At 66.0% G+C, this 22,331-nt stretch carries 29 protein-coding genes; 12 read left to right on the plus strand and 17 right to left on the minus strand.

Annotated features, from left to right (window positions below; genetic code table 11):
• Positions 1-73: 73 nt before the first annotated feature.
• Positions 74-1,372: an acetyl-CoA hydrolase/transferase family protein gene (locus tag ACZ1JV_RS11100; protein ID WP_465151605.1), complete on the minus strand. Its 1,299-nt coding sequence runs from the start codon at positions 1,370-1,372 to the stop codon at positions 74-76.
• Positions 1,373-1,530: 158 nt separating this feature from the next.
• Here ACZ1JV_RS11100 and ACZ1JV_RS11105 point away from each other — a divergent pair, with 158 nt between their 5' ends.
• From ACZ1JV_RS11105 to ACZ1JV_RS11115, 3 genes are read left to right on the plus strand one after another with little or no spacing between them, the layout of a single operon-like run.
• Positions 1,531-2,550 (plus strand): NAD(P)H-dependent flavin oxidoreductase, encoded by a 1,020-nt coding sequence (locus ACZ1JV_RS11105; protein WP_465151606.1) that lies wholly within the window; start codon positions 1,531-1,533, stop codon positions 2,548-2,550.
• An 11-nt stretch (positions 2,551-2,561) separates the two neighbouring features.
• Positions 2,562-3,416 (plus strand): formyltetrahydrofolate deformylase, encoded by an 855-nt coding sequence (gene purU / locus ACZ1JV_RS11110; protein WP_465151607.1) that lies wholly within the window; start codon positions 2,562-2,564, stop codon positions 3,414-3,416.
• Between the two features lie 13 nt (positions 3,417-3,429).
• Complete coding sequence (locus ACZ1JV_RS11115) at positions 3,430-3,834, plus strand: VOC family protein (RefSeq protein ID WP_465136315.1); 405 nt, start codon at positions 3,430-3,432, stop codon at positions 3,832-3,834.
• Between the two features lies 1 nt (position 3,835).
• On the opposite strand, the gene ACZ1JV_RS11120 is transcribed toward ACZ1JV_RS11115, so the two are convergent.
• The gene (locus ACZ1JV_RS11120) at positions 3,836-4,327 is read right to left on the minus strand and encodes a protein tyrosine phosphatase family protein (RefSeq protein ID WP_465151608.1); all 492 of its coding nucleotides are present in this window, start codon (positions 4,325-4,327) and stop codon (positions 3,836-3,838) included.
• A gap of 74 nt (positions 4,328-4,401) precedes the next feature.
• On the opposite strand from ACZ1JV_RS11120, the gene ACZ1JV_RS11125 reads away from it, so the two are divergent.
• The gene (locus ACZ1JV_RS11125; protein WP_465151609.1) at positions 4,402-5,277 is read left to right on the plus strand and encodes a dienelactone hydrolase family protein; all 876 of its coding nucleotides are present in this window, start codon (positions 4,402-4,404) and stop codon (positions 5,275-5,277) included.
• 186 nt (positions 5,278-5,463) lie between these two features.
• On the opposite strand, the gene ACZ1JV_RS11130 is transcribed toward ACZ1JV_RS11125, so the two are convergent.
• Both ACZ1JV_RS11130 and ACZ1JV_RS11135 read right to left on the minus strand, forming a co-directional pair.
• Positions 5,464-6,447, minus strand: coding sequence for a CorA family divalent cation transporter (locus ACZ1JV_RS11130; protein WP_465151610.1), 984 nt, complete (start codon positions 6,445-6,447; stop codon positions 5,464-5,466).
• Between the two features lie 158 nt (positions 6,448-6,605).
• Entirely contained in the window at positions 6,606-8,864 is a 2,259-nt protein-coding gene (locus ACZ1JV_RS11135; RefSeq protein ID WP_465151611.1) for a transglycosylase domain-containing protein, read from the minus strand.
• A 174-nt stretch (positions 8,865-9,038) separates the two neighbouring features.
• Here ACZ1JV_RS11135 and ACZ1JV_RS11140 point away from each other — a divergent pair, with 174 nt between their 5' ends.
• Positions 9,039-9,341, plus strand: coding sequence for a YciI-like protein (locus tag ACZ1JV_RS11140; RefSeq protein WP_465151612.1), 303 nt, complete (start codon positions 9,039-9,041; stop codon positions 9,339-9,341).
• Positions 9,338-9,733: a DUF4440 domain-containing protein gene (locus tag ACZ1JV_RS11145; protein WP_465151613.1), complete on the plus strand. Its 396-nt coding sequence runs from the start codon at positions 9,338-9,340 to the stop codon at positions 9,731-9,733. Before ACZ1JV_RS11140 ends, ACZ1JV_RS11145 begins: the two co-directional genes overlap by 4 nt.
• A gap of 16 nt (positions 9,734-9,749) precedes the next feature.
• On the opposite strand, the gene ACZ1JV_RS11150 is transcribed toward ACZ1JV_RS11145, so the two are convergent.
• Positions 9,750-10,277 carry a hypothetical protein gene (locus tag ACZ1JV_RS11150; protein ID WP_465151614.1) on the minus strand — a complete coding sequence of 176 codons (528 nt, stop codon included), beginning with the start codon at positions 10,275-10,277 and terminating at the stop codon, positions 9,750-9,752.
• 184 nt (positions 10,278-10,461) lie between these two features.
• Between ACZ1JV_RS11150 and ACZ1JV_RS11155 the strand changes: the two genes are divergently transcribed.
• On the plus strand, positions 10,462-10,857 hold the full coding sequence (locus ACZ1JV_RS11155; RefSeq protein ID WP_465136307.1) for a hypothetical protein: 396 nt from the start codon (positions 10,462-10,464) through the stop codon (positions 10,855-10,857).
• A 243-nt stretch (positions 10,858-11,100) separates the two neighbouring features.
• On the opposite strand, the gene ACZ1JV_RS11160 is transcribed toward ACZ1JV_RS11155, so the two are convergent.
• Entirely contained in the window at positions 11,101-11,391 is a 291-nt protein-coding gene (locus ACZ1JV_RS11160; RefSeq protein ID WP_465136306.1) for a hypothetical protein, read from the minus strand.
• Between the two features lie 362 nt (positions 11,392-11,753).
• Here ACZ1JV_RS11160 and ACZ1JV_RS11165 point away from each other — a divergent pair, with 362 nt between their 5' ends.
• A complete protein-coding gene (locus ACZ1JV_RS11165; protein ID WP_465151615.1) occupies positions 11,754-12,275 on the plus strand; it encodes a COG3650 family protein in 522 nt (173 codons plus the stop codon).
• Here ACZ1JV_RS11165 and ACZ1JV_RS11170 read toward each other — a convergent pair.
• The 3 genes from ACZ1JV_RS11170 to ACZ1JV_RS11180 form a co-directional block, all read right to left on the minus strand.
• On the minus strand, positions 12,224-12,478 hold the full coding sequence (locus tag ACZ1JV_RS11170; protein ID WP_465151616.1) for a hypothetical protein: 255 nt from the start codon (positions 12,476-12,478) through the stop codon (positions 12,224-12,226). The two genes, ACZ1JV_RS11165 and ACZ1JV_RS11170, sit on opposite strands and share 52 nt — an antisense overlap.
• A 57-nt stretch (positions 12,479-12,535) precedes the next feature.
• Positions 12,536-12,964 carry an OsmC family protein gene (locus ACZ1JV_RS11175; RefSeq protein WP_465136303.1) on the minus strand — a complete coding sequence of 143 codons (429 nt, stop codon included), beginning with the start codon at positions 12,962-12,964 and terminating at the stop codon, positions 12,536-12,538.
• A 182-nt stretch (positions 12,965-13,146) separates the two neighbouring features.
• Positions 13,147-13,383, minus strand: a complete 237-nt coding sequence (locus ACZ1JV_RS11180) for a DUF2061 domain-containing protein (protein WP_465151617.1) — start codon at positions 13,381-13,383, stop codon at positions 13,147-13,149.
• Positions 13,384-13,562: 179 nt separating this feature from the next.
• On the opposite strand from ACZ1JV_RS11180, the gene ACZ1JV_RS11185 reads away from it, so the two are divergent.
• From ACZ1JV_RS11185 to ACZ1JV_RS11195, 3 genes are all read left to right on the plus strand, one after another.
• The gene (locus ACZ1JV_RS11185; RefSeq protein ID WP_465151618.1) at positions 13,563-13,976 is read left to right on the plus strand and encodes a hypothetical protein; all 414 of its coding nucleotides are present in this window, start codon (positions 13,563-13,565) and stop codon (positions 13,974-13,976) included.
• Positions 13,977-14,108: 132 nt separating this feature from the next.
• Complete coding sequence (locus ACZ1JV_RS11190; RefSeq protein ID WP_465136300.1) at positions 14,109-14,420, plus strand: hypothetical protein; 312 nt, start codon at positions 14,109-14,111, stop codon at positions 14,418-14,420.
• A gap of 158 nt (positions 14,421-14,578) precedes the next feature.
• Positions 14,579-15,163, plus strand: a complete 585-nt coding sequence (locus ACZ1JV_RS11195; RefSeq protein ID WP_465151619.1) for a hypothetical protein — start codon at positions 14,579-14,581, stop codon at positions 15,161-15,163.
• On the opposite strand, the gene ACZ1JV_RS11200 is transcribed toward ACZ1JV_RS11195, so the two are convergent.
• Positions 15,164-15,619 carry a cupin domain-containing protein gene (locus ACZ1JV_RS11200; RefSeq protein WP_465151620.1) on the minus strand — a complete coding sequence of 152 codons (456 nt, stop codon included), beginning with the start codon at positions 15,617-15,619 and terminating at the stop codon, positions 15,164-15,166.
• Positions 15,620-15,746: 127 nt separating this feature from the next.
• Here ACZ1JV_RS11200 and ACZ1JV_RS11205 point away from each other — a divergent pair, with 127 nt between their 5' ends.
• Positions 15,747-16,544: a sugar phosphate isomerase/epimerase family protein gene (locus ACZ1JV_RS11205; RefSeq protein ID WP_465151621.1), complete on the plus strand. Its 798-nt coding sequence runs from the start codon at positions 15,747-15,749 to the stop codon at positions 16,542-16,544.
• Positions 16,545-16,548: 4 nt separating this feature from the next.
• On the opposite strand, the gene ACZ1JV_RS11210 is transcribed toward ACZ1JV_RS11205, so the two are convergent.
• The 7 genes from ACZ1JV_RS11210 to gmk form a co-directional block, all read right to left on the minus strand.
• Positions 16,549-18,135 (minus strand): GMC family oxidoreductase, encoded by a 1,587-nt coding sequence (locus tag ACZ1JV_RS11210; RefSeq protein ID WP_465151622.1) that lies wholly within the window; start codon positions 18,133-18,135, stop codon positions 16,549-16,551.
• A gap of 548 nt (positions 18,136-18,683) precedes the next feature.
• Entirely contained in the window at positions 18,684-18,887 is a 204-nt protein-coding gene (locus tag ACZ1JV_RS11215; RefSeq protein WP_465136295.1) for a hypothetical protein, read from the minus strand.
• A 137-nt stretch (positions 18,888-19,024) separates the two neighbouring features.
• Positions 19,025-19,447, minus strand: a complete 423-nt coding sequence (locus ACZ1JV_RS11220) for a DUF1810 domain-containing protein (protein ID WP_465152549.1) — start codon at positions 19,445-19,447, stop codon at positions 19,025-19,027.
• A gap of 5 nt (positions 19,448-19,452) precedes the next feature.
• Complete coding sequence (locus ACZ1JV_RS11225) at positions 19,453-19,686, minus strand: hypothetical protein (RefSeq protein WP_465151623.1); 234 nt, start codon at positions 19,684-19,686, stop codon at positions 19,453-19,455.
• 180 nt (positions 19,687-19,866) lie between these two features.
• Positions 19,867-20,703, minus strand: a complete 837-nt coding sequence (gene dapD / locus ACZ1JV_RS11230; RefSeq protein WP_465151624.1) for a 2,3,4,5-tetrahydropyridine-2,6-dicarboxylate N-succinyltransferase — start codon at positions 20,701-20,703, stop codon at positions 19,867-19,869.
• Between the two features lie 116 nt (positions 20,704-20,819).
• Positions 20,820-21,560: a hypothetical protein gene (locus ACZ1JV_RS11235; protein WP_465151625.1), complete on the minus strand. Its 741-nt coding sequence runs from the start codon at positions 21,558-21,560 to the stop codon at positions 20,820-20,822.
• Positions 21,561-21,667: 107 nt separating this feature from the next.
• The gene (gene gmk, locus ACZ1JV_RS11240; RefSeq protein WP_465151626.1) at positions 21,668-22,321 is read right to left on the minus strand and encodes a guanylate kinase; all 654 of its coding nucleotides are present in this window, start codon (positions 22,319-22,321) and stop codon (positions 21,668-21,670) included.
• Between the last annotated feature and the right edge of the window lie 10 nt (positions 22,322-22,331).

A 22,331-nucleotide genomic window follows, 5' to 3' on the forward strand; every position in this document is an offset into this window, starting at 1 on the left:
AGGTAAAGGCAGTTTGGTAAGGTGAGTGTTGGGGGCGTCGTCGTCGTTGCGGACGGTGGAAAGGCCGGTCCCGTCAGAGCGCCTTGGCCAGTTCATCCCGGAACTTCGGATCGGCCAGCCCGATCAGCAGTTCCGCCCGTTGGCGCAAGGTCTTGCCGCGCAAATTGGCAGCGCCGTGTTCGGTAACGATCCACTGCACGTCGTTGCGCGGCGTCGTAACCGGTCCATCCAGCTTCGGGACGATGCGGCTGACGGTGCCGCCCTTTGCCGTAGAGCGGCAGGCGATCACCGAAAGCCCGCCCTTCGATCCATAGGCCCCGCGCACGAAATCGAGCTGGCCACCCGCCGCCGAATGCTGGTGTCCGCCCATGAATTCGGAATTGCAGGCGCCTTGCAGGTCCACCTGAATCGTCGCGTTGACGGAGACGACCTTGTCGTTCTGCGCGATCACGGCGGGATCGTTCACCACGTCCACCGGCATCGAATAGACATGCGGATTGGCGTCCATCCAGCGGTAGAACGGCTCGTCCCCCATGGCGAAGGAATAGACGCTGAGGCCCGGCTGGGTTGCCTTCAGGCGATTGTTCACCGGCCCCTGCTGCGCCAGGCGGGCGAGCGCGGGGGTGAGCAGTTCGGTGTGGATGCCCATGTCGCGCCGATCGGCGATGCGGCGGCAGACTGCGCCAGGCAGGTTGCCGATGCCCATTTGCAGACAGGCGCCATCATCGATCATCTCCGCGATCAGCGCGGCGATGGCCTCGTCCTCCGGCGCGGCGTCGGCCTCCCCGAAGCTGAGCAGCGGCACGTGGTTCTCGACGATCGCGGAAACTTGCGAGACATGAAGCGGGGCCGGGCAGGCGACGCGCGGCATGGCGGGGTTGACCTCGACGATCACGATCTTCGCGCTATGTGCGACCAGCGAGGTGTAGTCGTTGGCGGCGCCGAAGCTGAAATAGCCATCCGCATCCATCGGCGATACGGTGAGCACGCAGGCGTCCATGCCCACTTCGTCGCGCATGACGCGGGGCGAGCCGCTGAACGCGGTGGGCACGAAGTCGATCAGGGCCTCGGCAGCAGGGTCGGCCTTGATGAGCGCGCGCTCCACCCCGCTCACGAACAGGCATTGCGGGCGAATGCGGCCCAGCAACTCGCGCCGGAAGATCGTCGATCCGGCGTGGGCCTGCGAAAGTAGATACCAGACGCGCAAGTCGGCCAGCGCGCCTGCCTCCGCCCGCCGGGCAATGGCGGCCAGGATCGCGGGGGGCTCTGCGACGGCCATGCCCAGGGCAAGGTCGCTGTTGCTGTCGATTGCCTGCACCGCCTTGTCGGCAGTGGTCAGCTTGGCTTGGTATAGGGCTTTGGCATCCATCATCCCATGGGTCTCATCCTCCGCAGCGGAGATCAAGTTTCCGGATGTTGCCGAATCGCCGAACTGCCGCGGAGCCGGGGCCGTAAAGCCGCCGCTTGTGCCGCGCGTGCGGGCATCCTATGGCGCAGGCTGATTTATGACTGCGGGCTATGGGAGCATCAATGGCCGCCACCACTAAGACCTCCGCGCTGATGGCGCGGGGACGTGAATTCCTCGGCAGCGAATATGCGATCCTGTGCGGCGCCATGTCCTGGGTGTCCGAGCGTAACCTCGTTTCGGCCATCAGCAATGCCGGCGGCTTCGGCGTGATCGCCTGCGGGGCGATGACGCCCGCGCTGCTCGACACCGAAATCGCCGCGACCAAGGCGCTGACCAGCAAGCCTTTCGGCGTGAACCTGATCACCATGCACCCGCAGCTGTTCGATCTGATCGAAGTCTGCGCGAAGCACAATGTCAGCCATGTCGTGCTGGCCGGCGGCATTCCGCCCAAGGGCAGCGTGGAAGCGATCAAGGAATCAGGCGCCAAGGTGATCTGCTTCGCGCCGACGCTGGCGCTGGGCAAGAAGCTGCTGCGCTCCGGCGCGGACGCCCTGGTGATCGAGGGCATGGAAGCCGGCGGCCACATCGGCCCGGTTTCGACCTCGGTGCTGGCGCAGGAAATCCTGCCCGCGCTGGCCGAAGAGCACCTCGTGTTCGTCGCCGGCGGTATCGGCCGCGGTGAGGCGATGGCCGGTTATCTGGAAATGGGCGCGGCGGGCGTGCAGCTCGGCACGCGCTTTGCTTGCGCCAGCGAATCGATCGCGCACCCGGACTTCAAGAAGGCCTTCTTCCGCGCCAATGCCCGCGACGCCGTGGCGTCGGTGCAGGTCGATCCGCGCTTGCCGGTGATCCCGGTGCGCGCGCTGAAGAACAAGGGCACCGAAGAATTCACCGCCAAGCAGATCGAAGTGGCGCGCCTGCTGGACGCCGGTGAGGTCGACATGGGCGAAGCGCAGCTCAAGATCGAGCACTTCTGGGCCGGAGCCCTGCGCCGTGCGGTGATCGAGGGCGACGTTGAGAACGGCTCGATCATGGCGGGCCAGTCGGTCGGCATGGTCAGCAAGGAAGAGCCGGTGACGGAGATCATCGCCGCGCTCATGGCCGAATCCGAGGCCGCGCTGTCCAACCGTGCTGCTGCCTGAGGCCTGATCCTATGGCAGAACCGCTGATCCTCGCGCTGTCCTGCGCCGATCGCCCGGGCATCGTCGCCCGGGTGACCGGCTACCTCGCGCAAGCCGGGGGCAACATCATCGAGGCGCAGCAGTTCAACGATCTGGATGAAGACAAGTTCTTCATGCGCGTCGCTTTCGATCCGGGCAGTGCAGATCGCGAGGAAATTCGCGAGGGCTTCGGGCCGATCGCGCACGAATACGGCATGGCCTGGTCGATGACGCGCCGCGACCGCCCGCGCCGCGTGCTGCTGCTGGTCAGCAAGTTCGATCACTGCCTGGCCGATCTGCTTTATCGCCTGCGCATCGGCGAACTGCCGATGGACGTCGTCGGCATCGTCTCCAACCATCCGCGCGAGGCGATCGATTCGGCGATGATCGGCGATCTGCCGTTCCATCACTTGCCAGTGACCAGGGATACCAAGGCTGCGCAGGAAGCGCAGATCCGCGCGCTGGTGGATGAGACGCGCGCCGAACTGGTGGTGCTGGCGCGATACATGCAGATCCTCTCGGACGAGATGGCCGCGTTCCTTTCGGGCCGCTGCATCAACATCCACCACTCGTTCCTGCCGGGCTTCAAGGGCGCCAAGCCCTATCATCAGGCGCATGCGCGCGGGGTGAAGATGATCGGTGCGACGGCGCACTATGTGACGGCGGACCTCGACGAAGGGCCGATCATCCATCAGGATGTGGAAGCCGTGACTCACGCCGACACGCCCGAGGATATGGTGCGCAAGGGCCGCGATATCGAACGGCGCGTGCTGGCAGAGGCGGTGCGGCTGCATCTGGAGGACCGCGTGCTGCTGAACGGCGCGCGCACGGTGGTGTTTAGAGGATAAGAGAGAGGGTGTCATGAAGGTCAGCGGTATCGATCACGTCAATGTCCTGACCGACGATCTGGAGGCCACGGCGCGTTTCTACGAAAGCGTGCTGGGCCTTACCCGCAGCCCCAATTCCACCGTGGCCACGCATATCGCCGGCTATTGGATGCGCGACGGTGAGGGCAATGCGATCGTCCATCTGGTGGACCGCACGACCGCGCCGGGCCGCTATGACGCCTATCATCCGGGCGAACCGACCAACGCGCTGCACCATTTCGCGTTTCGCTGTTCCGGCTATGCCGAAACCCTTGCGCGGATCGAAGAACTGGGGCTGCCGCACCGCGCGATGGAGCACCCGCAGCTTGGCCTCGCGCAGATTTTCCTGGTCGATCCCAACGCCGTGAACCTCGAACTGAACTTCAACGGCGAGGTTTGATTCAGACGGCGATAAAGCGGGCCCAGGCAGGGGCATCCTTGTTGTCGCTGGTTTCCGGTTCCCACTGTTGGCGCATCAATGCGCGGGCGTCGGCTTCCGCCATGCCGTGTGTGCGATTCCAGCGATAGACGAAGGCGGAAACGCGCCAGTTCAGGATGCAGTGGATATGGACCGATGCTTCGCCAGCCTCGGCCAGGGCGCTTTCGAAGGCGGCGAAGTGGCTCTCGTCCGGCGCGTCGAACGGCACCGGGATGTGCAAATAGTCGATCCCCAGGCCCGCAAACTGGCCGGCTTCGTCAGGCAGAGCCTCTGGATGGCTGGCGAGCGCAAGGTTGATCACCCGGTGCACGCCCAGCGCGGCAAGTCGCTGCGGATCGCCAGCAACCAGCTTGCCGGATGTCGTCAGGCGCGCGTCGATGCGCTGCCAGCAGGCGATCTGTTCCGGGTCGGCCATACGATCATGTGCCTTTCCTGTACGGAGGGGACTGTTCATGAGCCCGCCTCCTCGCTAGCCTGAATTTCGCCTCCAAAACAACAGCGGGCCGGCAACAATGGAGCATCCGTTCGATGTGTGACGACTTCACGGCTCTGACCGAAGACGCGAACCTCGCCCGTCGCGGGCTTGACCGCCGGACTTTTGCCGCGCTGGGTGCTAGCGCCGCGCTGGCCGGCTGCGCGGGCAGCTTCGCGCCCAAGAGCGGGGGCAGCGACGTGAAGGAGAAGATGATCTCCATCACCACGGCTGATGGCGTGGCCGATGCCTTCTTCGTCCATCCCGCCAAGGGCGCGCATCCCGGCATTATCATGTGGCCCGATATTGCCGGCTTGCGCGAAGCGATGAAGATCATGGCCCGCTCGCTCGCCGCCGAAGGCTACGCGGTGCTATGCGTGAACCCCTATTATCGCGGCGGCCCGGCCCCGACGTTCGAGAGCTTTTCCGATTACCGCACGCCGGAAGGGCAGGCCAAGGTCGGCCCGCTGCGCGGTGCGCTGACGCCCGATGCGATCACCCGCGATGCCCGCGCCTATGTTGCCTTTCTGCGCGGTGATCCGGCGGTGGACGGTAAGCGCGGCATCGGCAGCCACGGCTATTGCATGGGCGGCCCGTTCACCGTGCGCGCGGCGGCGGCCGAGCCGGACCATGTGCGCGCGGCGGCGGCACTGCACGGCGCCGGCCTTGTCACCGACGATCCCGATAGCCCGCACCGCCTGATCGCCAAGACGCAGGCTTCTTTCCTCTTCGCCATCGCCCGTAACGACGATGCCAAGCAGCCCGAGCAGAAGACGGAGCTGAAAAAGGCGGCCGAAGCTGCCGCCCGTCCGGCCGAGGTGGAAGTCTATCCCGCCGATCACGGCTGGTGCGTACCCGATTCGCCTTCGTGGGATCCGGATTCGGCGGACAAGGCGTGGCAGCGGATGCTGGCGCTTTACGCGGGGCTTTAGGGTTCAGGCATAGCTCTAATGCCGTCATCCCCGCGAAGGCGGGGATCCCGCTTACGCTGCGGCACGGCACCCTCGTTTCGTCATTGCGAGCGCAGCGAAGCAATCCAGTGCGGTGTAAACCGCCCCTGGATTGCTTCGCTGCGCTCGCAATGACGAGGTAAGGGCAGGGGAAAGCTCCCCCTTGCGTCAGCGGAAGAACCCGCGTCCGCGTAGAAACACGAATGTCGCCAGCGCGCAGCCGGCCGCGATCACGGTGGCGCCGATGGTGCCGCCGTGGCCCGTCAGCGGCAGATCGCCGGTGTTCATGCCGAAGATACCGGTCACCAGCGTGGTGGGCAGCATCAGCGCGGTCATGACCGAAAGCAGGTAGAGGTTCTGGTTGATCCGCTGGTTCGACTGGTCGTTGATCTCGTCCCGCACCGATCGCAACTGGTTGAGCACGCTGACGATATCGCCATCGACGCCCTGTACGCGCTGCGAGAGTTTCTCGATCGTCGGCAGCAGGTCGGCCGGCAGGTCGCTGTCGAGCTCAAGACGGCGGAACACGCTCTTCATCCCGTCCAGCATGCGGTGAAGCTGGGCCAGGCGGCGGCGGACGTCCATCAGCCGGTGGCTGTCGGGTGCCTGCCGATCCTCCACCAGGGCATCCTCGGCCCCTTGCACTTCGCTGGAGAGGCGGGCGATCACGCGGCCGAAGTTTTCAAGCAGGGCGCTGGCCATCAGGTCCACCGCGCGCGGCGGCGTGATGATCATCCCGCCCGCGCTCAGCCGGCGATAGACGATATCGGCCGAACCGATCGGGTGGTGGCGGGCGGAAACGATCAGGTTGCGCGTCAGCGCCATGTGCAGCGCGCCGATCCGGCCGGTATCATCCTTGTCGAAGTCTCGCTCAAGATCGTGGAGCACCCAGGCGACGGTGGTGGGATCGACCAGCGCGCGTTGGTGCCGGTCTTGCGAAAGCAGCACTTCGCGCGCGGCGGCGGGCAGTTCCGGGGTGGCTTCCACCCATTTGCGCGTGCCGTGATCGGCCAGGTTCAGATGCAACCAGCGCAGCCGATCGCCATGCGGGCTGTCGCAATCCTCTACCGGCCGGCTTCCCTCGGCGGTGAATTCGAAGCCCCAGATCAGCCCCGGACCCAGAGCCGGCGTTTGTTCCTGCGCTTGCCGCATTGGCAATTCCCCGAATGTATTCCAGTCCGCGAATGTATTTCCAGGCCTTCTAACACGGCCAGACTGCACCCGTATGGCGGAGACGGCACAATCGATGCGTGCGGCAATAAATAAAAAAGGGACCGGAAATCCGGTCCCTTTCTCGTATCTGCCTATCCTCAGTTCCCCGGCGTTTGCACCGGGGCGGGCGTCCTCTGCGCATTGGGGCGCTGCGTGGGTCCATTGGCCGCGCCTTGCCTGCCGCGCTGCTGACCATCATCATTGGAAGTGCGGCCGGTGGCGCGATTGAGGAAGTCGTCGCTCGCGGCCGGCGGGGCGCCATTGCCCGGTGCGCGCGGTGCCGGGGCACCACCACCCGGGGAACCGGCGGGCGAACCGCCGGGGCCGTAATCCGGCATCTGCGGCGCGCCGGGGCCCGGTCCGGGGCCGACGCTGCCATCGTCGTAGCGCGGCTGGCCATCGCCCTGATCGCCCGCGCCGGGGTGGACCACGTTGCCGTTCTCGTCGACGTAGTAATAGTCGTCGGGGCTGCCCTGCATCGCTTCGTCGTCCGGTTCCAGCTGCCATTCGGGCAGCTTCACTTCGGTCTGGAACTGTTCGACCGGGCGAGTGGAGACGGCGACCTTCATGTAATCCGCAAAGGCGCGCGCCGGGGCGTGGCCGCCGGAAAGGCCAGGGACCGGCTTGGCATCGTCGCGGCCCATCCACACGCCGGTGGTGATGCCGCTGGAGAAGCCCAGGAACCAGCCATCCTTGTTGGAGCTGGTGGTGCCGGTCTTGCCCGCGACCGGGCGGCCGATCTGCGCGGCGCGGCCGGTGCCGGTGGCGACGGTCGTCTGCAGCAGGTCGGTAATGCCGGCGGCGACATTAGGCGGCACCAGCACCTGACCACGCGTGGACTTGTGCTCATAGAGCGTCTTGCCGGACGAGGTGGTGACCTTGACGATGCCATAGGGCTCGACCGAGGTGCCGCCTGCGGAGATCGCGGCGAAGGCGCGCGTCATGTCGATCACGCGCACTTCGGACGTGCCCAGCACCATCGCCGGCTTGGTGTTGATCGGGGTGCTGATGCCGAAGCGGCGCGCCATCGAGGCGACCGTGCCGAAGCCCACTTCGTTGCCGAGCTGCGCGGCCACGGTGTTCTTCGAATAGGCAAAGGCGGTGCGCACGTCGATCTGGCCGGCGAAGTTGCGGCCGTCGTTCTGCGGGCTCCACCCGTCGATGGTGACGGGTTCGTCCATCACGCGGTCGTCAGGCGTGTAGCCGGCTTCCAGCGCGGAGAGATAGACGAACAGCTTCCACGCCGAACCGGGCTGACGCACGGCGTTGGTGGCGCGGTTATAGTTCGAATTCACGTAATCGGTGCCGCCGACCATGGCCAGCACGGCGCCGTCGCGGTCAAGGCTGACCAGCGCGCCCTGTGCGCCCTTGGGGGCATTGGCGGCGATCGAATTGGTCGCGGCCTGCTGCATCTTCGGGTCGAGCGTGGTCCAGACCTCGATCGGCTCGTTGGTGTCGGGCAGCAGCATGTCCAGCTGGGGCAGCGCCCAGTCGGTGAAGTAGCGGACCGAGTTCTGGCCCTTCTCATGCGTCACGGCGACATCGGCGATGTCGGCCCGGTCGGCCTCTTCCTGCGTGATCGCGCCGTTCTTGACCATCAGGCCCAGAACCACTTCGCCGCGGCCCTTGGCAGCGTCGAGGTCGGCGGTGGGCGAATAGTTCGAAGGCGCCTTCACCAGGCCGGCGATGATCGCGGCCTCGGCCGTCGAAAGCTCGGTAGCCGGATGGCCGAAGAACTTGCGGCTGGCCGCGTCGATGCCATAGGCGCCGCCGCCGAAATAGACCTTGTTCAGGTAGAGTTCGAGGATCTGGTCCTTGGTGAACTTGCGTTCCAGCGCCAGTGCCAGCACGGCTTCGCGCGCCTTGCGGCCCATCGAGCGGCTGTTGTTCAGGAACACGTTGCGGGCCAGCTGCTGGGTGATCGTGGAGGTCGCCTTGGCGCGGCCGCCGGTGGTCAGCGAGACATAGACCGCGCGGAACAGACCCAGCGCATCCACGCCGATGTGCTCGCGGAAGCGGCGATCCTCGACGGAAACCATGGCGCCGCGCATGACGGGCGGAATCTCGTTGTACGAAAGCCACCGGCCATAGCTGGGCCCGAGCGAGACAAGCTCGCTGCCGTCGCGCGCGCGCACGACGATCATCTGGCCGTTCTGGCTGCTCTTCAGCGCGTCATAGGCGGGCAGCTCGCTCATCGTCACGGCCACGGCAGTGCCCAGGCCGATGGCGGCCAGCAATGTCAGCGCGCCGCCCCAAATGAGTACGCGCCGCGCAAGGCGACCGAGGAACGATGATTCTTTCGGTTTCGAGGAGGAAGGCCCGCCGGACGAGCGGCTCCGGCCGGTATTCTTGGCCATTTTCTAGGTGCAGATCCCTTATGCGGACCGGACGGTCCGAGCGCTCTCTACCCCATGGACGCGGGTTTTGTAACCCGCGCTTAACGGGCCCTGTCAGGATTTCCTGGGAACCCTGCGAGACCCTGGAAATTCGCCGCACTGGAAACCCGGCCGGGCTGATGGCACAAGCGGTGAATGGCTCATTTTCTGCTCACTTATCACCTCGGTGCCGACTATCTCGACCGGCGGCCGGAATTTCGGGGCGCCCATCTGGCGCTGGCCTTGGAAGCCGCCGAGCGCGGCGAACTTATACTGGCAGGCGCGCTGGAGGACCCGGTGGACACCGCCTGCCTGCTGTTCGCGGGGGAGGGGCGCGAGGTTGCGGAAGCCTTCGCCAAGGCCGATCCCTATGTGATGGAGGGGCTGGTCGAGCGCTGGACGGTGCGACCGTGGAACACCGTGGTTGGTCCGCTGGCGGCCAATCCGGTGCATCCGTGAGCGGGGCGGACGCCGGCGCCGAACTGGCGGTCCGTGCCCGCCGTGCCGAATTCAACCGTGCGATTGCCGAAGGAGATGCCGCGGCGATCGGCCCGGTTCTGGCGCGTGATTGCGTGATGGTGACCGGCACCGACAGCGCGGTGATCGCCGGCCGCATGGCGCAAGTGAAAGTGTGGAAGCGCGAATTCGCCGCGCCCGCGCGCATGGTCTACTTGCGCAAACCGGAGCGTATCGAAACCTCTCCGGTAGAGCCGATCGCCATGGAATATGGCGCGTGGCAAGGCCTCGACAGCCAAGGCGCCATGCTGGCATCCGGCAGCTATGTCGCCAAGTGGCGCGACCTTGGCGGCGACTGGGTGATCGAGGCGGAAGTGTTCCTGACGCTGGCCTGAGGGCCGGGCCTACCGTTCAGATCGTCCCGCGTTCCGCCGCCGCGACGTCGGCTGCGGCAGCGCGGGCACGCTCGGCAGCGGCAGCAGCGGCGTCCTGCGGGGGCGGCGAAGCGGTGCGCGGCGGCGCGGCGGGCGCATATTGCGGTGTCGGGGCATAAGCGCGGGCACGCGGCGCGGCCTGCGCATAGTTGCCATCATCCGCATCGCTGTGGCCCTCGTCATAGCCCCAATCGGGCGCGCGCAGGATCACGACTTGTCCGGGAGGGGCAGGGCGGAAGGCGGGTTCGGGCGCATAGGCGAACTCGCCGCCGTCACCGCCTTCGAGCGGGTAGCCTTCCTCGTCATTGTATTCGTGATGGCGCGCGGCACCGCGCAGCGGCATGTCGGCCCCCTCAAGCGCGACAAGGCCCTGATCGGCGGCACCCTGGTGCTGATCGAAGCGTTCCGCCCACTGGCGCATTCCGCCGTTGGCCAGGTTGGCCGCACCCACGCCGATCCCCACGCCCGCCACCAGCATGAACACCATCCACTTACCAGCACCCATCGTTACTCACATCCCGAATCGATTCCGCCGCTTCCCGCGCGCCGCCTAGGTGGACCGCCCTGTCGGGGCGGTGAACGGAAGGTTGCTCGCCCGGTCCTACGCATTTCTACGAGGTCGGCCGGCAACCATTCAGCAATCAGGATTGTGAGACGGTTAAGCCTGATCCATGAGGCTATTTTAGCAGATGTATACGCGCCGCGATTCCTTTGCGATGACGCCCTGTTGGTATCGGGGCGACCATCAACCGGCCGGTCGGCGGCGCCGTGAGGAAGACGGCACGATCCTCTGCACTTGCCGGCATTGCCGCAAGGAGATCCGATCGCGCGAGGGCAAGACCTGGCGGCTGGCGGAGGGGCTGGACCTCGACGCGCTGGCGGCATCGTGCATGTCCAGCCATTTCAGCGTGGTCGATGCGATCGGCGACATGGTGATCGCCCGCTATCCGCTACCCGAAGGGGCGGACGAGGATGACATTGCCGCGCTGCGCGATCGCATCATCGAAAAGCACGGCATTGTGCCGGGCGACGATCTAGAAGTCCGCCTGATCAGCCATGAGGCGATGCAGGACAAACGGCACTGAGAGGTCGTTTGAAAATGTTCAGGCGGGCATTTTAACGCGGCACCGGCCCACTCCCCCACCCTGCCACCCAACGGTAGTATCCTGCGGGTGGCAGGGTGGGGGAGTGGGCCGGTGCCGCAAAATTCGCATGCCGCGAATTTTCAAACCAACCCCGTACACACACACGAAAAAGGGCGCCGTTCCCAGTGGAGCGGCGCCCTTTTCGTGTGCGTACGACCGGACCGAAGCCCGGCCGAAATCGGATTACTTGGCGTCGACAGCCTGTTCGACGGCCAGCGCGTTGCGCGCATCGGCCAGACGGAAGTCGACGTTGCGCGAGTTGTAGGTACCGGTCACGCGGTTGCCGCTGACGTAGAGGCGGAACGGAACCTGGCCCGAAGCGGTGCCCTGGATCACGGTAACCTTGCCCTTCTGGGCAGTGGTGTAGTTGTAGTGGACGCCGTCATGCTGGAAGCTGCGGGCATCCTCAGCCTGGGCGGAGGTGGCGAAAACGGCAGCAAGAGCGGCGGCACCGGCAAAGACAGTCTTGAACATGGCAATATCCTTTTTCAAGAAGCAGGAGATTGCCTCGGGGCATCTCTTATCTTGTTGCATTGCAACATGAGGTCAGGGCGCTGCGTTCGCAATGGCAATAGATGCCACCGGTGTTGCAGAAACTGCAACCACATCCAAAAAGCTCAGCAAGGTAAGTAGTTAGCGCTAAAGCTGCCAGATTCTCCCTATTTCGGATAAATTTGCGCCTTGCAAATGAGCCATCTGGCCATCCGAACGAGGTGCGGGGGGCGCAATTCAGCCATCTTGCGGGGGGTGTTGACCCCGGTTACCCTGCCAAGATGCCAATGCATTCCGTGACTTGCACGTCCCGCCGCCTTCGGATGCGATCTGCCGCGATCGCATTGCCGATTCTCGCACTTGCAGCATGCCATGGCCGGAACGATGCCGGCAATGACGTGCCGGGCGATCGCGACGACAATCAGCCGTGGGGTGAGATCTCGGTTGCGGAACGGATTCGCGTTTCGGGAACCGAGCCGTTCTGGAACGCGGAAGTGCGCGATGGCCTGATCACCTATCGCACGCCGGAGCGGCCGGCCGGCGATCAGGCGACCGTGCGGCGCTTCGCGGGGCGGGGCGGCGTATCGTTCAGCGGCACGCTGGCCGGGCGCGACTTTACGCTGGCGATCGGGCCGGGACCTTGCACGGAAGGAATGTCGGACCGCCACTATCCCTATAACGCGTTGCTCAAGATCGGCGCAGAGGTGCGCAAGGGCTGCGCCTGGAGTGACCGTCGGCCCGCCCGGATGATCGAAGGCCGAAATGCCGATCAGTCGGCGACCCAGTCGGCCGCCGAATCGGGGATCGTGGAGACTTACGGGGCCATGGGGACGGGCGAGCCCGATCCTGCATCGCCGACCCCCTGATTGCCGCCGTCGCCGATCGGCGGCACCCAATCGCGCGAGGCGATGGTGCGGGCCCGCGTGGTTGTAACCGCGGGCGACGTACCGCGATTGTCGCTGTCGCCCTCGCTTCCTGCGGGCAGGCAGGCACCGGCCAGCACGCCGATGGCGACAGCGCCGGCCACGGCCCCGATCACGTTGATGGATATCGGCTTGTATCTTGGCAAAGCGGCCTCCGCTTGCCCCTCCTCATCGTTCAACGCGTCGGGTCTGGGGCTGTTCCCTCAGCTTTCCAGTGACTTGTCCAAGGTGATTTCGCAATTGAGCAGCTTGGAAATCGGGCAGTTCTTCTCCGCATCCTCGGCAATGCTGGCGAACTCTTCGGCCGAAATACCGGGGATATTGCCCTTCAGGACCAGGGCAGACTTGGACACCTTGAACCCGCCATCGGCCTGATCGAGGGTGATGGTGCACTGGGTGTCCAACGTGCCATCCGCGTGGCCCGCGCGGGCAAGGCCAAAGCTGGTGGCCATGGTGAAGCAGGCGGCATGGGCGGCAGCGATCAGTTCTTCCGGATTGGTGCCGGGCTGCCCTTCGAACCGCGTGCCGAAGCCGTAAGGCTGGCCGGAAAGCACGCCCGAACGCGTGGTGATCGAACCCTTGCCTTCCTTGCCGAAGCCTTCGTAACGGGCGGAAGCGGAATTGGTGGTCATCGGGATGGTCCTTTCGGTGCTGCCTTCACGCGGGCGGGCCATGGGACATTCGGCGCCGCCGCCTGGTGCACGGGTTCCGGAAACGCACCGGATCCGGCGCGCGGGCAATTCCTCGCACATAAACTGGACCGAGTCATGACAGGATGATTCCCGGGCGATCCGGAGGCGCCGGCCGCCGGTCTTCAGGCCGGATGCAGCGCATTCAACGACGCGCTCGCCCGCCTGTCGGACGGTTCCGAGGTGTCCAGACGCTTCCATGCGCGTTCGTGGAACCAGAAGGCCACCGCATTGATGCAAGGTTCGATCAAGGCGATGCCGCCCGCCAGTGCCAGCGAGCCGGTCATCACATAAGCCACCGTGAAGCCCACCGTCAGGTGAACGCACAAGTACGTCAGCATTTTTGCAATATCGCGTCTCATTAGCAATACCTAAGGTTGAGCCAGCCGTCCATCGGGTGCCGAGCGAACATCGCCGGAACGCTGCGGAAATTCCAACGAGCGCTTTCGATTTCCCTGATCGACTGATATGGTTTCCCAACAAGTAAGGCGTGCCGCGCAGACGGTCCCGCCCATGGAAGAGGCCATCGAAAGGCGGTGTCATGAAGCGATTCCTGACAGCACTTCAGGCATGTTTTGCAGCCTTCCTTCTGCTTTGCCCCGGTTATGCGCTGGCGCAGGGCGCGGGGCTGGATTCCCGCGAACTACCCGGATCGACGGAAGGCCTTGGCGCCCCGGATGCCGCCGCGGCACCCGACGCCTCAGCTACGGATGTCCAGGCGATGACGGGCGCCTATTTCATGCGCGACAGTCTGGTGCCCCGGGCGGACGACGTGGCGCTGATCCAGCGCAAGCCGGCGCTCTACGTGTCCAGTTTCAACGATGGGATGGCGACGGTGGCCTATTCCCTGGAGGGGCGGCGGATCGTCTACCGCGTCGTATCGGGCACGGTGAACGCCGCCGCGCGCGATGCGATCGACCGCGCTCTGGCGAAGCTTCAGCGCAAGGTTGCCTGACGGGCGGCCGTGCACGGATGCAGGTCAGCCGCCGCGTCCTGTTGCGGATGGGCGCTCTTGCGGGCGGGATTACACAGGCCTGAGACGAGGTGGTCTGGACCGCCATGCTGCCTTGCAGCATAACCCCGCGCCATGGCTTTCGTTCATTATTACGAGCAGGCGATCGACTGGATCGTCTCCCTATGTCCCCAGCCCGACAAGTTCGCGCATACTTATGCCGGCCTGACGATCTGGCTGGTCTCCGCGATCCTGCTGAAGCGGAAACTCAGTTCGCGCTGGCCGGTCATGGTGGTGCTGCTGTGCGAAGTGGCCAACGAGTGCGTCGATCGGCTGGCCCATGGTTCGTGGAACTGGCCCGACACGATCCGCGATTTCATCGCCACGCTGTTCTGGCCGACGGTGATCATGTTGGCCCTGCGCTGGAAGCCCGCGATCCGGGGGTGATTTTCCGGTCCGTGCCTTTGGCTGGCCAAGGGTGCTGGACACCGAAGAGGGCGCATGGGCATAGTCCGCGCGTCGGGGCGGGCTCCGGATGGGAGCCGATATGGGGGCTCGCGACTTTCACGGGAGAGGCTGAAGCCTTCCGGACAGGAGACGATGCGATGCATGATCCCCAACTGCGTGATTTCCCTCTTCGTCGTCGCCGCCTCGACAGGCGGAACTGGGCGGGGCTGGCCATGCTCCTGCTGGCCGCAGGTTGCGGCAGCAAGCAGCCGACCGTCATCGAAACCACGGCCGTCGCCACCGAAACGGTCGCCCCGGTGGTGGTGGAGACCGGCATGGTGAGTTCGGATAATGGCACCGGCGCCCCGGCACCGGGCGCAACGCCCGATTTCTCTGTCTATGTCGGCAAGTACCCGCTGGATAAAGTAGGCAACTACGCCTTCTTCGATCATCCGGTCGTCGTTTCCGGCGTCGCCGCCGCCGTCACCGATCCCAAAGCCGCCGCCGCCATCGCTGCGATGAAGGGCCCGGTCGGCCCGGTAAAGAAGGTGGGCGGCGATATCGCCGCGTCGCGCTGCGAACTGCACAACTGCGGCGCACACAACTATGCCGTGCATGTCGACGCGGTGACCAACCGCGTTTCCTCGGTCTGCTATTATGACGAAAAGGCAGGGCCGATCGCCACCTGGTTCAAGCCCGACGGCACCAAGACCAGCGAAGGCGACGGCTGTTCGATCGGCTGATCAGCAAGGAGCCCCGGGGGACCAGTCGGGCGCGGCCAGTTCGAACCCGCCGAAATGGAAGCCCGGGGACACCACGCAGCTCACCAGCGCCCAGCCTCCCAGCGGCTCGGCCGCCTGCCAGTGGCCGGTGGGTACCAGTGCCTGCGCCGCTTCTCCCTCCAGAACCCGTCCGCCCAGCACGATGCGGGTGACGGGGCCGGCATCGTCCGGCGCGATAGACAGCGCGATCGGTGCGCCGGCGTGCCAGAACCACAGCTCCGCCGCGTCCACCCGGTGCCAGTGCGATCGCTGGTGGGCTTCGAGCAGGAAATGGATCATCGTGGCCGTGGGCCGCTCGCTGTCTGCCGCCTCGGCCCGCCCCATGCCGGTCTCGGCCCGCCAAGTCTGGCGATACCAGCCACCCTCGGGATGCGGGGCAAGATCGAGGCGGGAGATGATTGCGGCGGGATCGGTCATGCTGTCCTTTCAACCTTAGGCGCGGCTTTCGCGCGTGCATTGGCAATGCGGGCGCGATATTGGAGGCATTCGCAGACTGTCTACAAGTGCGCAAATCCCAAGCTTTCAGAGACGAGAGGATCCCATCATGCCCCATCCGCTCGGTATCGAATCGCGCACGCTCGCCGGAATGGGGCCGGTCCAGCACATTCGGCTGGCGGCCGAACTGGGCTGCACCCGCGTTTCGCTGGGGCTGGAGCAGTTGCGCGACAGCCACGCCGGCTACCCCGCATGGTCGTTGCGGGAGGACGCGGCGCTGCGGCGGGAGGTCAAGGCTGCGCTGGCCGATACCGGCATCTGCATCAAGCTGGGCGAAGGGCTGGCCGCGTCCGACATGATCGCCCCGGCCGACCGCGCGGGCGACTTCGACCTGTTTGCAGAGCTTGGCGCCAAGCGTCTGGGCGCGCATGACAACGGGCTGGAGCGCGACCGTGCACGCGATCAACTGGCCGAACTGGCGACGATGGCGCAGGCGCGCGGCATGGACCTGTCGATCATCTTCGCGCCGGTGCTGACCACCCGCAGCCTTGGCGATGCGCTCACCCTCGTGCGGGAGATCGGGGAAGACAAAGCCAGCCTGACGATCGATTCGCTCTATTTCTTCCGCACCGGCGGATCGGTGCGGCAGATCGCGGAGCTGGATTCGGCGCTAGTCGGCCATGTGCGAATCTGCGACGGGGCGCTGGGCGATGGCGAGAGCGACACCCGCAGCCCACGCCTGATCCCGGGGGAGGGCGAACTGCCGCTGCGCGAATTCGTCGATGCCCTGCCGCGCGGCAAGACGCTGGGCATAGACGTGACCCTGCCGCAAGCCGCGATCGGCGTGGAGGCGGCGCGGGACTACGTGGGCGAGATCGTCGCGCGGACCCGGGCCCTGCTGGCCTGACGCGTCAGCTGCGGGCGTTAGCCAGCAGCATCTCCGCCCCTTTTTCCGCGATCATCATCGTTGGCGCATTGGTGTTGCCGGAAGTGATCGTGGGCATCACCGAGGCATCGATCACGCGCAAGCCGTCCAGCCCGGTCACGCGCAGGCGTGCATCGACCACGCGGCCCATCGCTGCCGTGCCCACCGGGTGGAAGATGGTGGTGCCGATCTCCCCCGCCGCGCGGCGCAAGTCCGCCTCGCTTTCGAACGCCGGGCCGGGGCGCAGTTCCTGCGGCGCATAACGGGCAAGGGCAGGCCGCGCGGCGATCGCGCGCGTCAGCCGGATCGCCTGCGCGGCGACGCGCAAGTCCTCCTCGGTCGAAAGATAGTTGGGCCGGATCGCCGGTGGCGCCGCCGGGTCCACGGCGGCGATCCGCGTGGTGCCCCGGCTTTCGGGCCGCAAGTTGCAGACGCTGGCGGTGAAGGCGGGGAAGGGGTCGAGCGCCCCGCCGAACGCCTCCAGGCTCAGCGGCTGGACGTGGTATTCCAGATTGGGCGTCGCATAGTGCGGATCGCTGCGCGTAAAGACCCCCAGCTGGCTGGGCGCCATCGCCATCGGTCCGCTGCGGCGAAGCGCATATTCCATGCCGATCAGCGCCTTGCCGAACAGAGTCGCGGCCCGCTGGTTCAGGGTGGAGACGCCAGTGACGCGCCAGGCGCAGCGCAATTGCAGATGGTCCTGCAGGTTGGCGCCGACCTCGGGCCGGTCCAGTCGCGTGGTGATCCCCAGCGCGGACAAATGCGCCGCATCGCCCACGCCGCTGCGTTCGAGGATCGCGGGAGAGCCGATGGCGCCTGCTGCCAGCACCACTTCGCCGCGTGCGCGGGCTTCGCGTGGTTCGTTGCCCACCGAATAGGCCACGCTCACCGCGCGCGTCCCCTCAAACACCACACGGTCCACCAGCGCGCCGGTTTCGACCTTGAGATTGGCGCGCGTGCGCACCGGTTTCAGAAAGGCGTCGGATGCGCTCCAGCGCCAGCCACGCCGCTGGGTCACCTGGAAGAAGCCGGCGCCGTCGTTGTCGCCCGTGTTGAAGTCGTGGCTATGGGGAATGCCCTGCTCCTCGCAGGCATCGCGGAACGCTTCGAGGATGTCCCACCGCAGTCGCTGGCGTTCCACCCGGATCTCTCCCCCGGTGCCGTGGAAGCTGCTGGCGCCGTCGTAATGGTCTTCGGCGCGGGTGAAATAGGGCAGCACGTCGTCCCAGCCCCAGCCGGGATTGCCCGCCTGTCGCCACTGGTCGTAATCGGCCGCCTGCCCGCGCATGTAGATCATGCCGTTGATCGAGGAGCAGCCCCCCAGCACCCGGCCGCGCGGATATTTCAGCGCGCGCCCGCCAAGGCCCTGTTCGGCCTGCGTGGCATAGCACCAGTCGGTGCGCGGATTGCCGATGCAATAGAGATAGCCCACCGGCACGCGGATCCAGACGTAGTCGTCCTTGCCGCCCGCTTCCAGCAGCAGCACGCGGTTGCGCGGATCGGCGCTCAGCCGGTTGGCCAGCACGCAGCCGGCGCTGCCGCCGCCCACCACGATGTAGTCGAACTCTCCCATTCCCCATGGGCTAGGCTGCATGGCAGGGGGGATCAAGCTGGTGGAGGGGAGAGGGGGGAGGCAAACCCGCCCCGGCGATGCACGGTGATGCTCGGTGATGCTCGGTGATGCTCTGTGGTGCGATTGGGGGCGGGGCCGATCGAAATCGGGGCCCCGAGACATCGTTGGGGTGAACGGCTGAACGGCAAACCCGGGATAAAGTTCCGGATTAACGGAATTTAATCTCTCTAACATCTTGCGATATACGCAAGCCCATTTAACCATTGCGCAAGTGAATGAACCTATGCGTCAAGCCATAGGGGGATGGCGATGCGTCGCCATTTTTACGGGAGCCGTCGGTGCTTGGCTGGGATTGGACGTCGGGGGGCGATCCATTTCCGGCAAGGTAGAACGGACACGAGCATGAGGTCGCCTCACGTGCCCCGCCTTCGCCGGCGGCTCTTTTTTCCACCATTGCCCAACCTGTTCAGCGGCTACGATGGCAGCCGAAGTCACCACGCTTAGGCGGCCTTAGCGCTTGCGCGAATGCCGTCGATGGTGGGGCCTGGTCAGTTGCCCAGCGCGTGTTCTTCGGCCGTTACCGGATCGCCTTGGCGCGGTTGCTCGTAGACCGCCCGGCTGATCCAGATCGCGGACATCGCCAGAACGGCAAGAAGCAGGCCGAAAACCAGCATCCATCGCACCACGTGGGGGGTGCTGCCCGAACGGGCTTCATCGTCGTCAAGGTGAACTTCGTCGCCAACGCGTTGCATCAGGGCTCTCCCGCAGGCCGGCGGCGTTCCTGGCCGCATTCGCGCGGGCAAAGGGGGCGATAATGCCCACAGTAGACCACGGGCCAATCGGGTAACGCGCGTTCGGGGTGCGAAGTTCCCGGCAGCGACCTGCGCGGTCAGTCCGGTGCCGCGATCAGGTCCAGCGTGCGTGCATCGCGCCGGCCGTCGCAAAAGCCGTCGAGGGCGCGGGAAAAGCGCTGCCCGCCGCCGGCCGCCTCGAAAAGCGTCATCGAACTGCGGAACTTCATTGCGTCCACCTCGCCCAGGATCGCGGCGGCGCTGCGCTCTCCCGCCCAGCCCAGCATGGTGTCCGTGCATTCGTCCAGCCGCGCGCCCAATACGGGGTGGGCAAGGTATGCGCGGGCTTCGGCCAGTCCTGCGATGGCGTAGATCTGCGCGGTCTGGCTGAGGCCCAGGCCGGCGATCTGGGGGAACACGAACCACATCCAGTGGCTGCGCTTGGCGCCACTTTCCAGTTCGGCGACGATATCGGGATAGATTGCCGCCTGCGCATCGACGAAGCGTTGGAGGCCATCCATCGGCATCAGCCGAGTCCGGCGCGGAAGGCGGACTGCTGTGGGCGAGGCTCGCGCGCCGTCTGCGTCGGGGGCGAGGAATCGGACAATTGCAGCCGATGGGCGATGCCCAGCATGCCCAGCACGGCTACCGATGCCATAAAGCTGATCAGGATAGCCTTGCGCACCACGGCAGGCATGGCCTCGGGCGAGCGGGGGTGGGCGGCGCGTGCCGGTTGTGCATCTTCGCTACGATTGTTCACGGATCGCGACTCCCGATCGGTGACGGGCGTCTCGAATCGGAAACCCTGTCGGCGGGAGAACGCTTGGGCGGGGTGCCTGTTCCCGGGATAAAGCGGCGTTTTATCCGCGGGATGGCACGCGGAAAAAAGGGGCCGGATGCCTCTGCATCCGACCCCTTGGAAATTCCGCGATGCGGGCGATCAGTCGCGCAGCAGTTCGTTGATGCCCGTCTTCGAACGCGTCTGCGCGTCGACCGTCTTGACGATCACGGCGCAGTAGAGCGACGGGCCGGGGGTACCGTCGGGCAGCGGCTTGCCGGGCAGCGAGCCGGGGACGACCACCGAGTAAGGCGGAACCTTGCCGATGTGCACTTCGCCGGTCGCACGGTCGACGATCTTGGTCGATGCGCCCAGGAACACGCCCATGGAGATCACCGCGCCTTCGCCGACGACGACGCCTTCGGCCACTTCCGAACGGGCGCCGATGAAGCAGTTGTCCTCGATGATGACCGGGCCGGCCTGCAGCGGCTCAAGCACGCCGCCGATGCCGACGCCGCCCGAGATGTGCACGTTCTTGCCGATCTGCGCGCAGGAGCCGACGGTGGCCCAGGTATCGACCATGGTGCCTTCGCCCACATAGGCGCCGATGTTCACGAAGCTGGGCATCAGCACCACGCCCTTCGAGATGAAGGTGCCGCGGCGGGCGACGGCGCCCGGAACCACGCGGAAGCCGGCCTTGCGGAAGTCTTCATCGGCCCAGCCGTCGAACTTCACCGGCACCTTGTCGAACGCGGGCGCGCCGCCGGCGCCGTGGGCGACGGGGGCATTGTCGTTCAGACGGAACGAGAGCAGCACGGCCTTCTTCAGCCACTGGTTGACCTTCCAGCCACCGTTGCCGTCCGGCTCGGCAACGCGGGCGGCGCCCGATTCGATCAGGCCAAGCGCTTCATCCACCAGCTTGCGCACCTCGGCGCTGGCGGGGGTGACGGTGTCGCGCGCATCCCAGGCGGCTTCGATCGCGGTTTCGAGTTCGGACATGTTCGCGTCTCCAGAAAGTCTGCTAGTATAAATCGTCGCCCGCGCGCCTAGAGGGTGCGGGCGGGCAGGACAAGCAGGAAGGGCGCAGGAGCTATAAGCGACGTGTCCGGAAACGATTAGGGGGCCGGGGCGAGTTTGGCCGAATCGATGTGCCAGCGCAGCTGCGCGGACGAGGCGCCGTCCACGTCGTTCACCCGCCGCACGACGTAAGTGCCGCGAAAGCGCTGGTGGGTGCCGTCATCCAGCGTGGCGTCCACGGTCACCGGCACGGGCTGGTAGATCGATCCCGCTCCGGCATCGCCCGGCTGCAGCGTGCCGATCACGACATGCGTGGCGCGCGTATGCGCGAAGCCGGCGCGGAACTTCTCCGGTGTCTGGTTCGGCGGGCCGTTCTCGCCCCATTGCTGCCAGGCGGTGTCGAAATCGCGGGCGTTCAGCGCGGAGTAGTAACGCTGGACGACTGCCGCTGCGGCTTCCTTGCTGCGCGGGTCGAGTGCGCAGCCGGCCATCGGCTTTTCATCCGGGCCGGTCATCGCACAACTGCGGGCAATCTCGTCCTCGATCATCGCGCAGCTGTTGGCGACATTGCAGGGCGGATGCGTGGCGGGCGAGACGTTGCGGCAGACATCCGCACGCTTCTGCGCGGCGGTGGCACCGATCTCGTCGGCGCAGGACAGCGGAGTGGTGGAGGCCGGTACGGGATCGGTCTGGGCCGGGGTCGGCACTTGGCTGGCGATCTGCTGCGCCGCCGTCTGGCTGGAGGGGGAATCGCCCGTGCTCTCGCGATCGCGGGGCCCGCAGGCCGCGATGGCAAGCAACCCAAAGGCCGACAGCGCATAAGCGAAAGGTCTGGTCATCCCCGTCTCCCCGATTCTGGCGGAGGCGGCTGGCTGGGGCCGCCCCCTTGCGGAGAATTACGCGCGAACGGCGCGCCGGTGCCCGCAAGGAGGCGAAAAAACCGCGATCAGGGCGCCATCAGCTCGCGCACGAAGCCGATCAACCCGGTCTGGCGGGCGCGGCGCATGCGTTCGGCGGCCAGGATCTTCTTCACTTTTTCGAAGCAGGCCTGAATATCGTCGTTGACCACCACGTAGTCATAGCCGTCCCAGTGGCTGATTTCGGAGCGGGCGCGCTCCATGCGGGCGGCGATCACGTCCACGCTGTCGGTCCCGCGCCCGGTCAGGCGGCGGCGCAGTTCGTCGATGCTGGGCGGCAGCAGGAACACGCGCACCACGTCACGCTCCAGCTTCTGGTAAAGCTGCTGGGTGCCCTGCCAGTCGATGTCGAACAGATAGTCCTCACCGTCCTTCAGGCCCGCCTTCACGTGCGCCTTGGGGGTGCCGTAGGAATGGCCGAAGACGGTTGCCCATTCCAGGAACTCACCGTCTTCCGCCATGCGGTCGAACTGGGCCTGGCTGACGAAGAAGTAGTCCTTGCCGTCCACTTCGCCGGGGCGCGGCGCGCGGGTGGTGCAGGAAACCGAGTTGCGGATATGCGGATCGTGTTCCAGCAGCATGCGCGAGATCGTCGTCTTGCCCGCGCCAGATGGCGAGGACATGATCAGCATCAGGCCGCGCCGGGCCAGCGCATCTGCGGGGTTTTCGGGAGAATTGACCATGTGCCCCGAT

The sequence above is a fragment of the Novosphingobium sp. BL-S-19 genome (assembly GCF_055521675.1).

What these genes read in the sequence shown, in the direction of transcription:
- ACZ1JV_RS11100 (WP_465151605.1), bottom strand. Translation starts at nt 1,372, where the DNA reads ATGATGGATGCCAAAGCCCTATACCAAGCCAAGCTGACCACTGCCGAC.
- ACZ1JV_RS11105 (WP_465151606.1), top strand. Translation starts at nt 1,531, where the DNA reads ATGGCCGCCACCACTAAGACCTCCGCGCTGATGGCGCGGGGACGTGAA.
- purU (WP_465151607.1), top strand. Translation starts at nt 2,562, where the DNA reads ATGGCAGAACCGCTGATCCTCGCGCTGTCCTGCGCCGATCGCCCGGGC.
- ACZ1JV_RS11115 (WP_465136315.1), top strand. Translation starts at nt 3,430, where the DNA reads ATGAAGGTCAGCGGTATCGATCACGTCAATGTCCTGACCGACGATCTG.
- ACZ1JV_RS11120 (WP_465151608.1), bottom strand. Translation starts at nt 4,327, where the DNA reads ATGAACAGTCCCCTCCGTACAGGAAAGGCACATGATCGTATGGCCGAC.
- ACZ1JV_RS11125 (WP_465151609.1), top strand. Translation starts at nt 4,402, where the DNA reads ATGTGTGACGACTTCACGGCTCTGACCGAAGACGCGAACCTCGCCCGT.
- ACZ1JV_RS11130 (WP_465151610.1), bottom strand. Translation starts at nt 6,447, where the DNA reads ATGCGGCAAGCGCAGGAACAAACGCCGGCTCTGGGTCCGGGGCTGATC.
- ACZ1JV_RS11135 (WP_465151611.1), bottom strand. Translation starts at nt 8,864, where the DNA reads ATGGCCAAGAATACCGGCCGGAGCCGCTCGTCCGGCGGGCCTTCCTCC.
- ACZ1JV_RS11140 (WP_465151612.1), top strand. Translation starts at nt 9,039, where the DNA reads ATGGCTCATTTTCTGCTCACTTATCACCTCGGTGCCGACTATCTCGAC.
- ACZ1JV_RS11150 (WP_465151614.1), bottom strand. Translation starts at nt 10,277, where the DNA reads ATGGGTGCTGGTAAGTGGATGGTGTTCATGCTGGTGGCGGGCGTGGGG.
- ACZ1JV_RS11155 (WP_465136307.1), top strand. Translation starts at nt 10,462, where the DNA reads ATGTATACGCGCCGCGATTCCTTTGCGATGACGCCCTGTTGGTATCGG.
- ACZ1JV_RS11160 (WP_465136306.1), bottom strand. Translation starts at nt 11,391, where the DNA reads ATGTTCAAGACTGTCTTTGCCGGTGCCGCCGCTCTTGCTGCCGTTTTC.
- ACZ1JV_RS11175 (WP_465136303.1), bottom strand. Translation starts at nt 12,964, where the DNA reads ATGACCACCAATTCCGCTTCCGCCCGTTACGAAGGCTTCGGCAAGGAA.
- ACZ1JV_RS11180 (WP_465151617.1), bottom strand. Translation starts at nt 13,383, where the DNA reads ATGAGACGCGATATTGCAAAAATGCTGACGTACTTGTGCGTTCACCTG.
- ACZ1JV_RS11185 (WP_465151618.1), top strand. Translation starts at nt 13,563, where the DNA reads ATGAAGCGATTCCTGACAGCACTTCAGGCATGTTTTGCAGCCTTCCTT.
- ACZ1JV_RS11190 (WP_465136300.1), top strand. Translation starts at nt 14,109, where the DNA reads ATGGCTTTCGTTCATTATTACGAGCAGGCGATCGACTGGATCGTCTCC.
- ACZ1JV_RS11195 (WP_465151619.1), top strand. Translation starts at nt 14,579, where the DNA reads ATGCATGATCCCCAACTGCGTGATTTCCCTCTTCGTCGTCGCCGCCTC.
- ACZ1JV_RS11200 (WP_465151620.1), bottom strand. Translation starts at nt 15,619, where the DNA reads ATGACCGATCCCGCCGCAATCATCTCCCGCCTCGATCTTGCCCCGCAT.
- ACZ1JV_RS11205 (WP_465151621.1), top strand. Translation starts at nt 15,747, where the DNA reads ATGCCCCATCCGCTCGGTATCGAATCGCGCACGCTCGCCGGAATGGGG.
- ACZ1JV_RS11210 (WP_465151622.1), bottom strand. Translation starts at nt 18,135, where the DNA reads ATGGGAGAGTTCGACTACATCGTGGTGGGCGGCGGCAGCGCCGGCTGC.
- ACZ1JV_RS11215 (WP_465136295.1), bottom strand. Translation starts at nt 18,887, where the DNA reads ATGCAACGCGTTGGCGACGAAGTTCACCTTGACGACGATGAAGCCCGT.
- ACZ1JV_RS11220 (WP_465152549.1), bottom strand. Translation starts at nt 19,447, where the DNA reads ATGGATGGCCTCCAACGCTTCGTCGATGCGCAGGCGGCAATCTATCCC.
- dapD (WP_465151624.1), bottom strand. Translation starts at nt 20,703, where the DNA reads ATGTCCGAACTCGAAACCGCGATCGAAGCCGCCTGGGATGCGCGCGAC.
- ACZ1JV_RS11235 (WP_465151625.1), bottom strand. Translation starts at nt 21,560, where the DNA reads ATGACCAGACCTTTCGCTTATGCGCTGTCGGCCTTTGGGTTGCTTGCC.
- gmk (WP_465151626.1), bottom strand. Translation starts at nt 22,321, where the DNA reads ATGGTCAATTCTCCCGAAAACCCCGCAGATGCGCTGGCCCGGCGCGGC.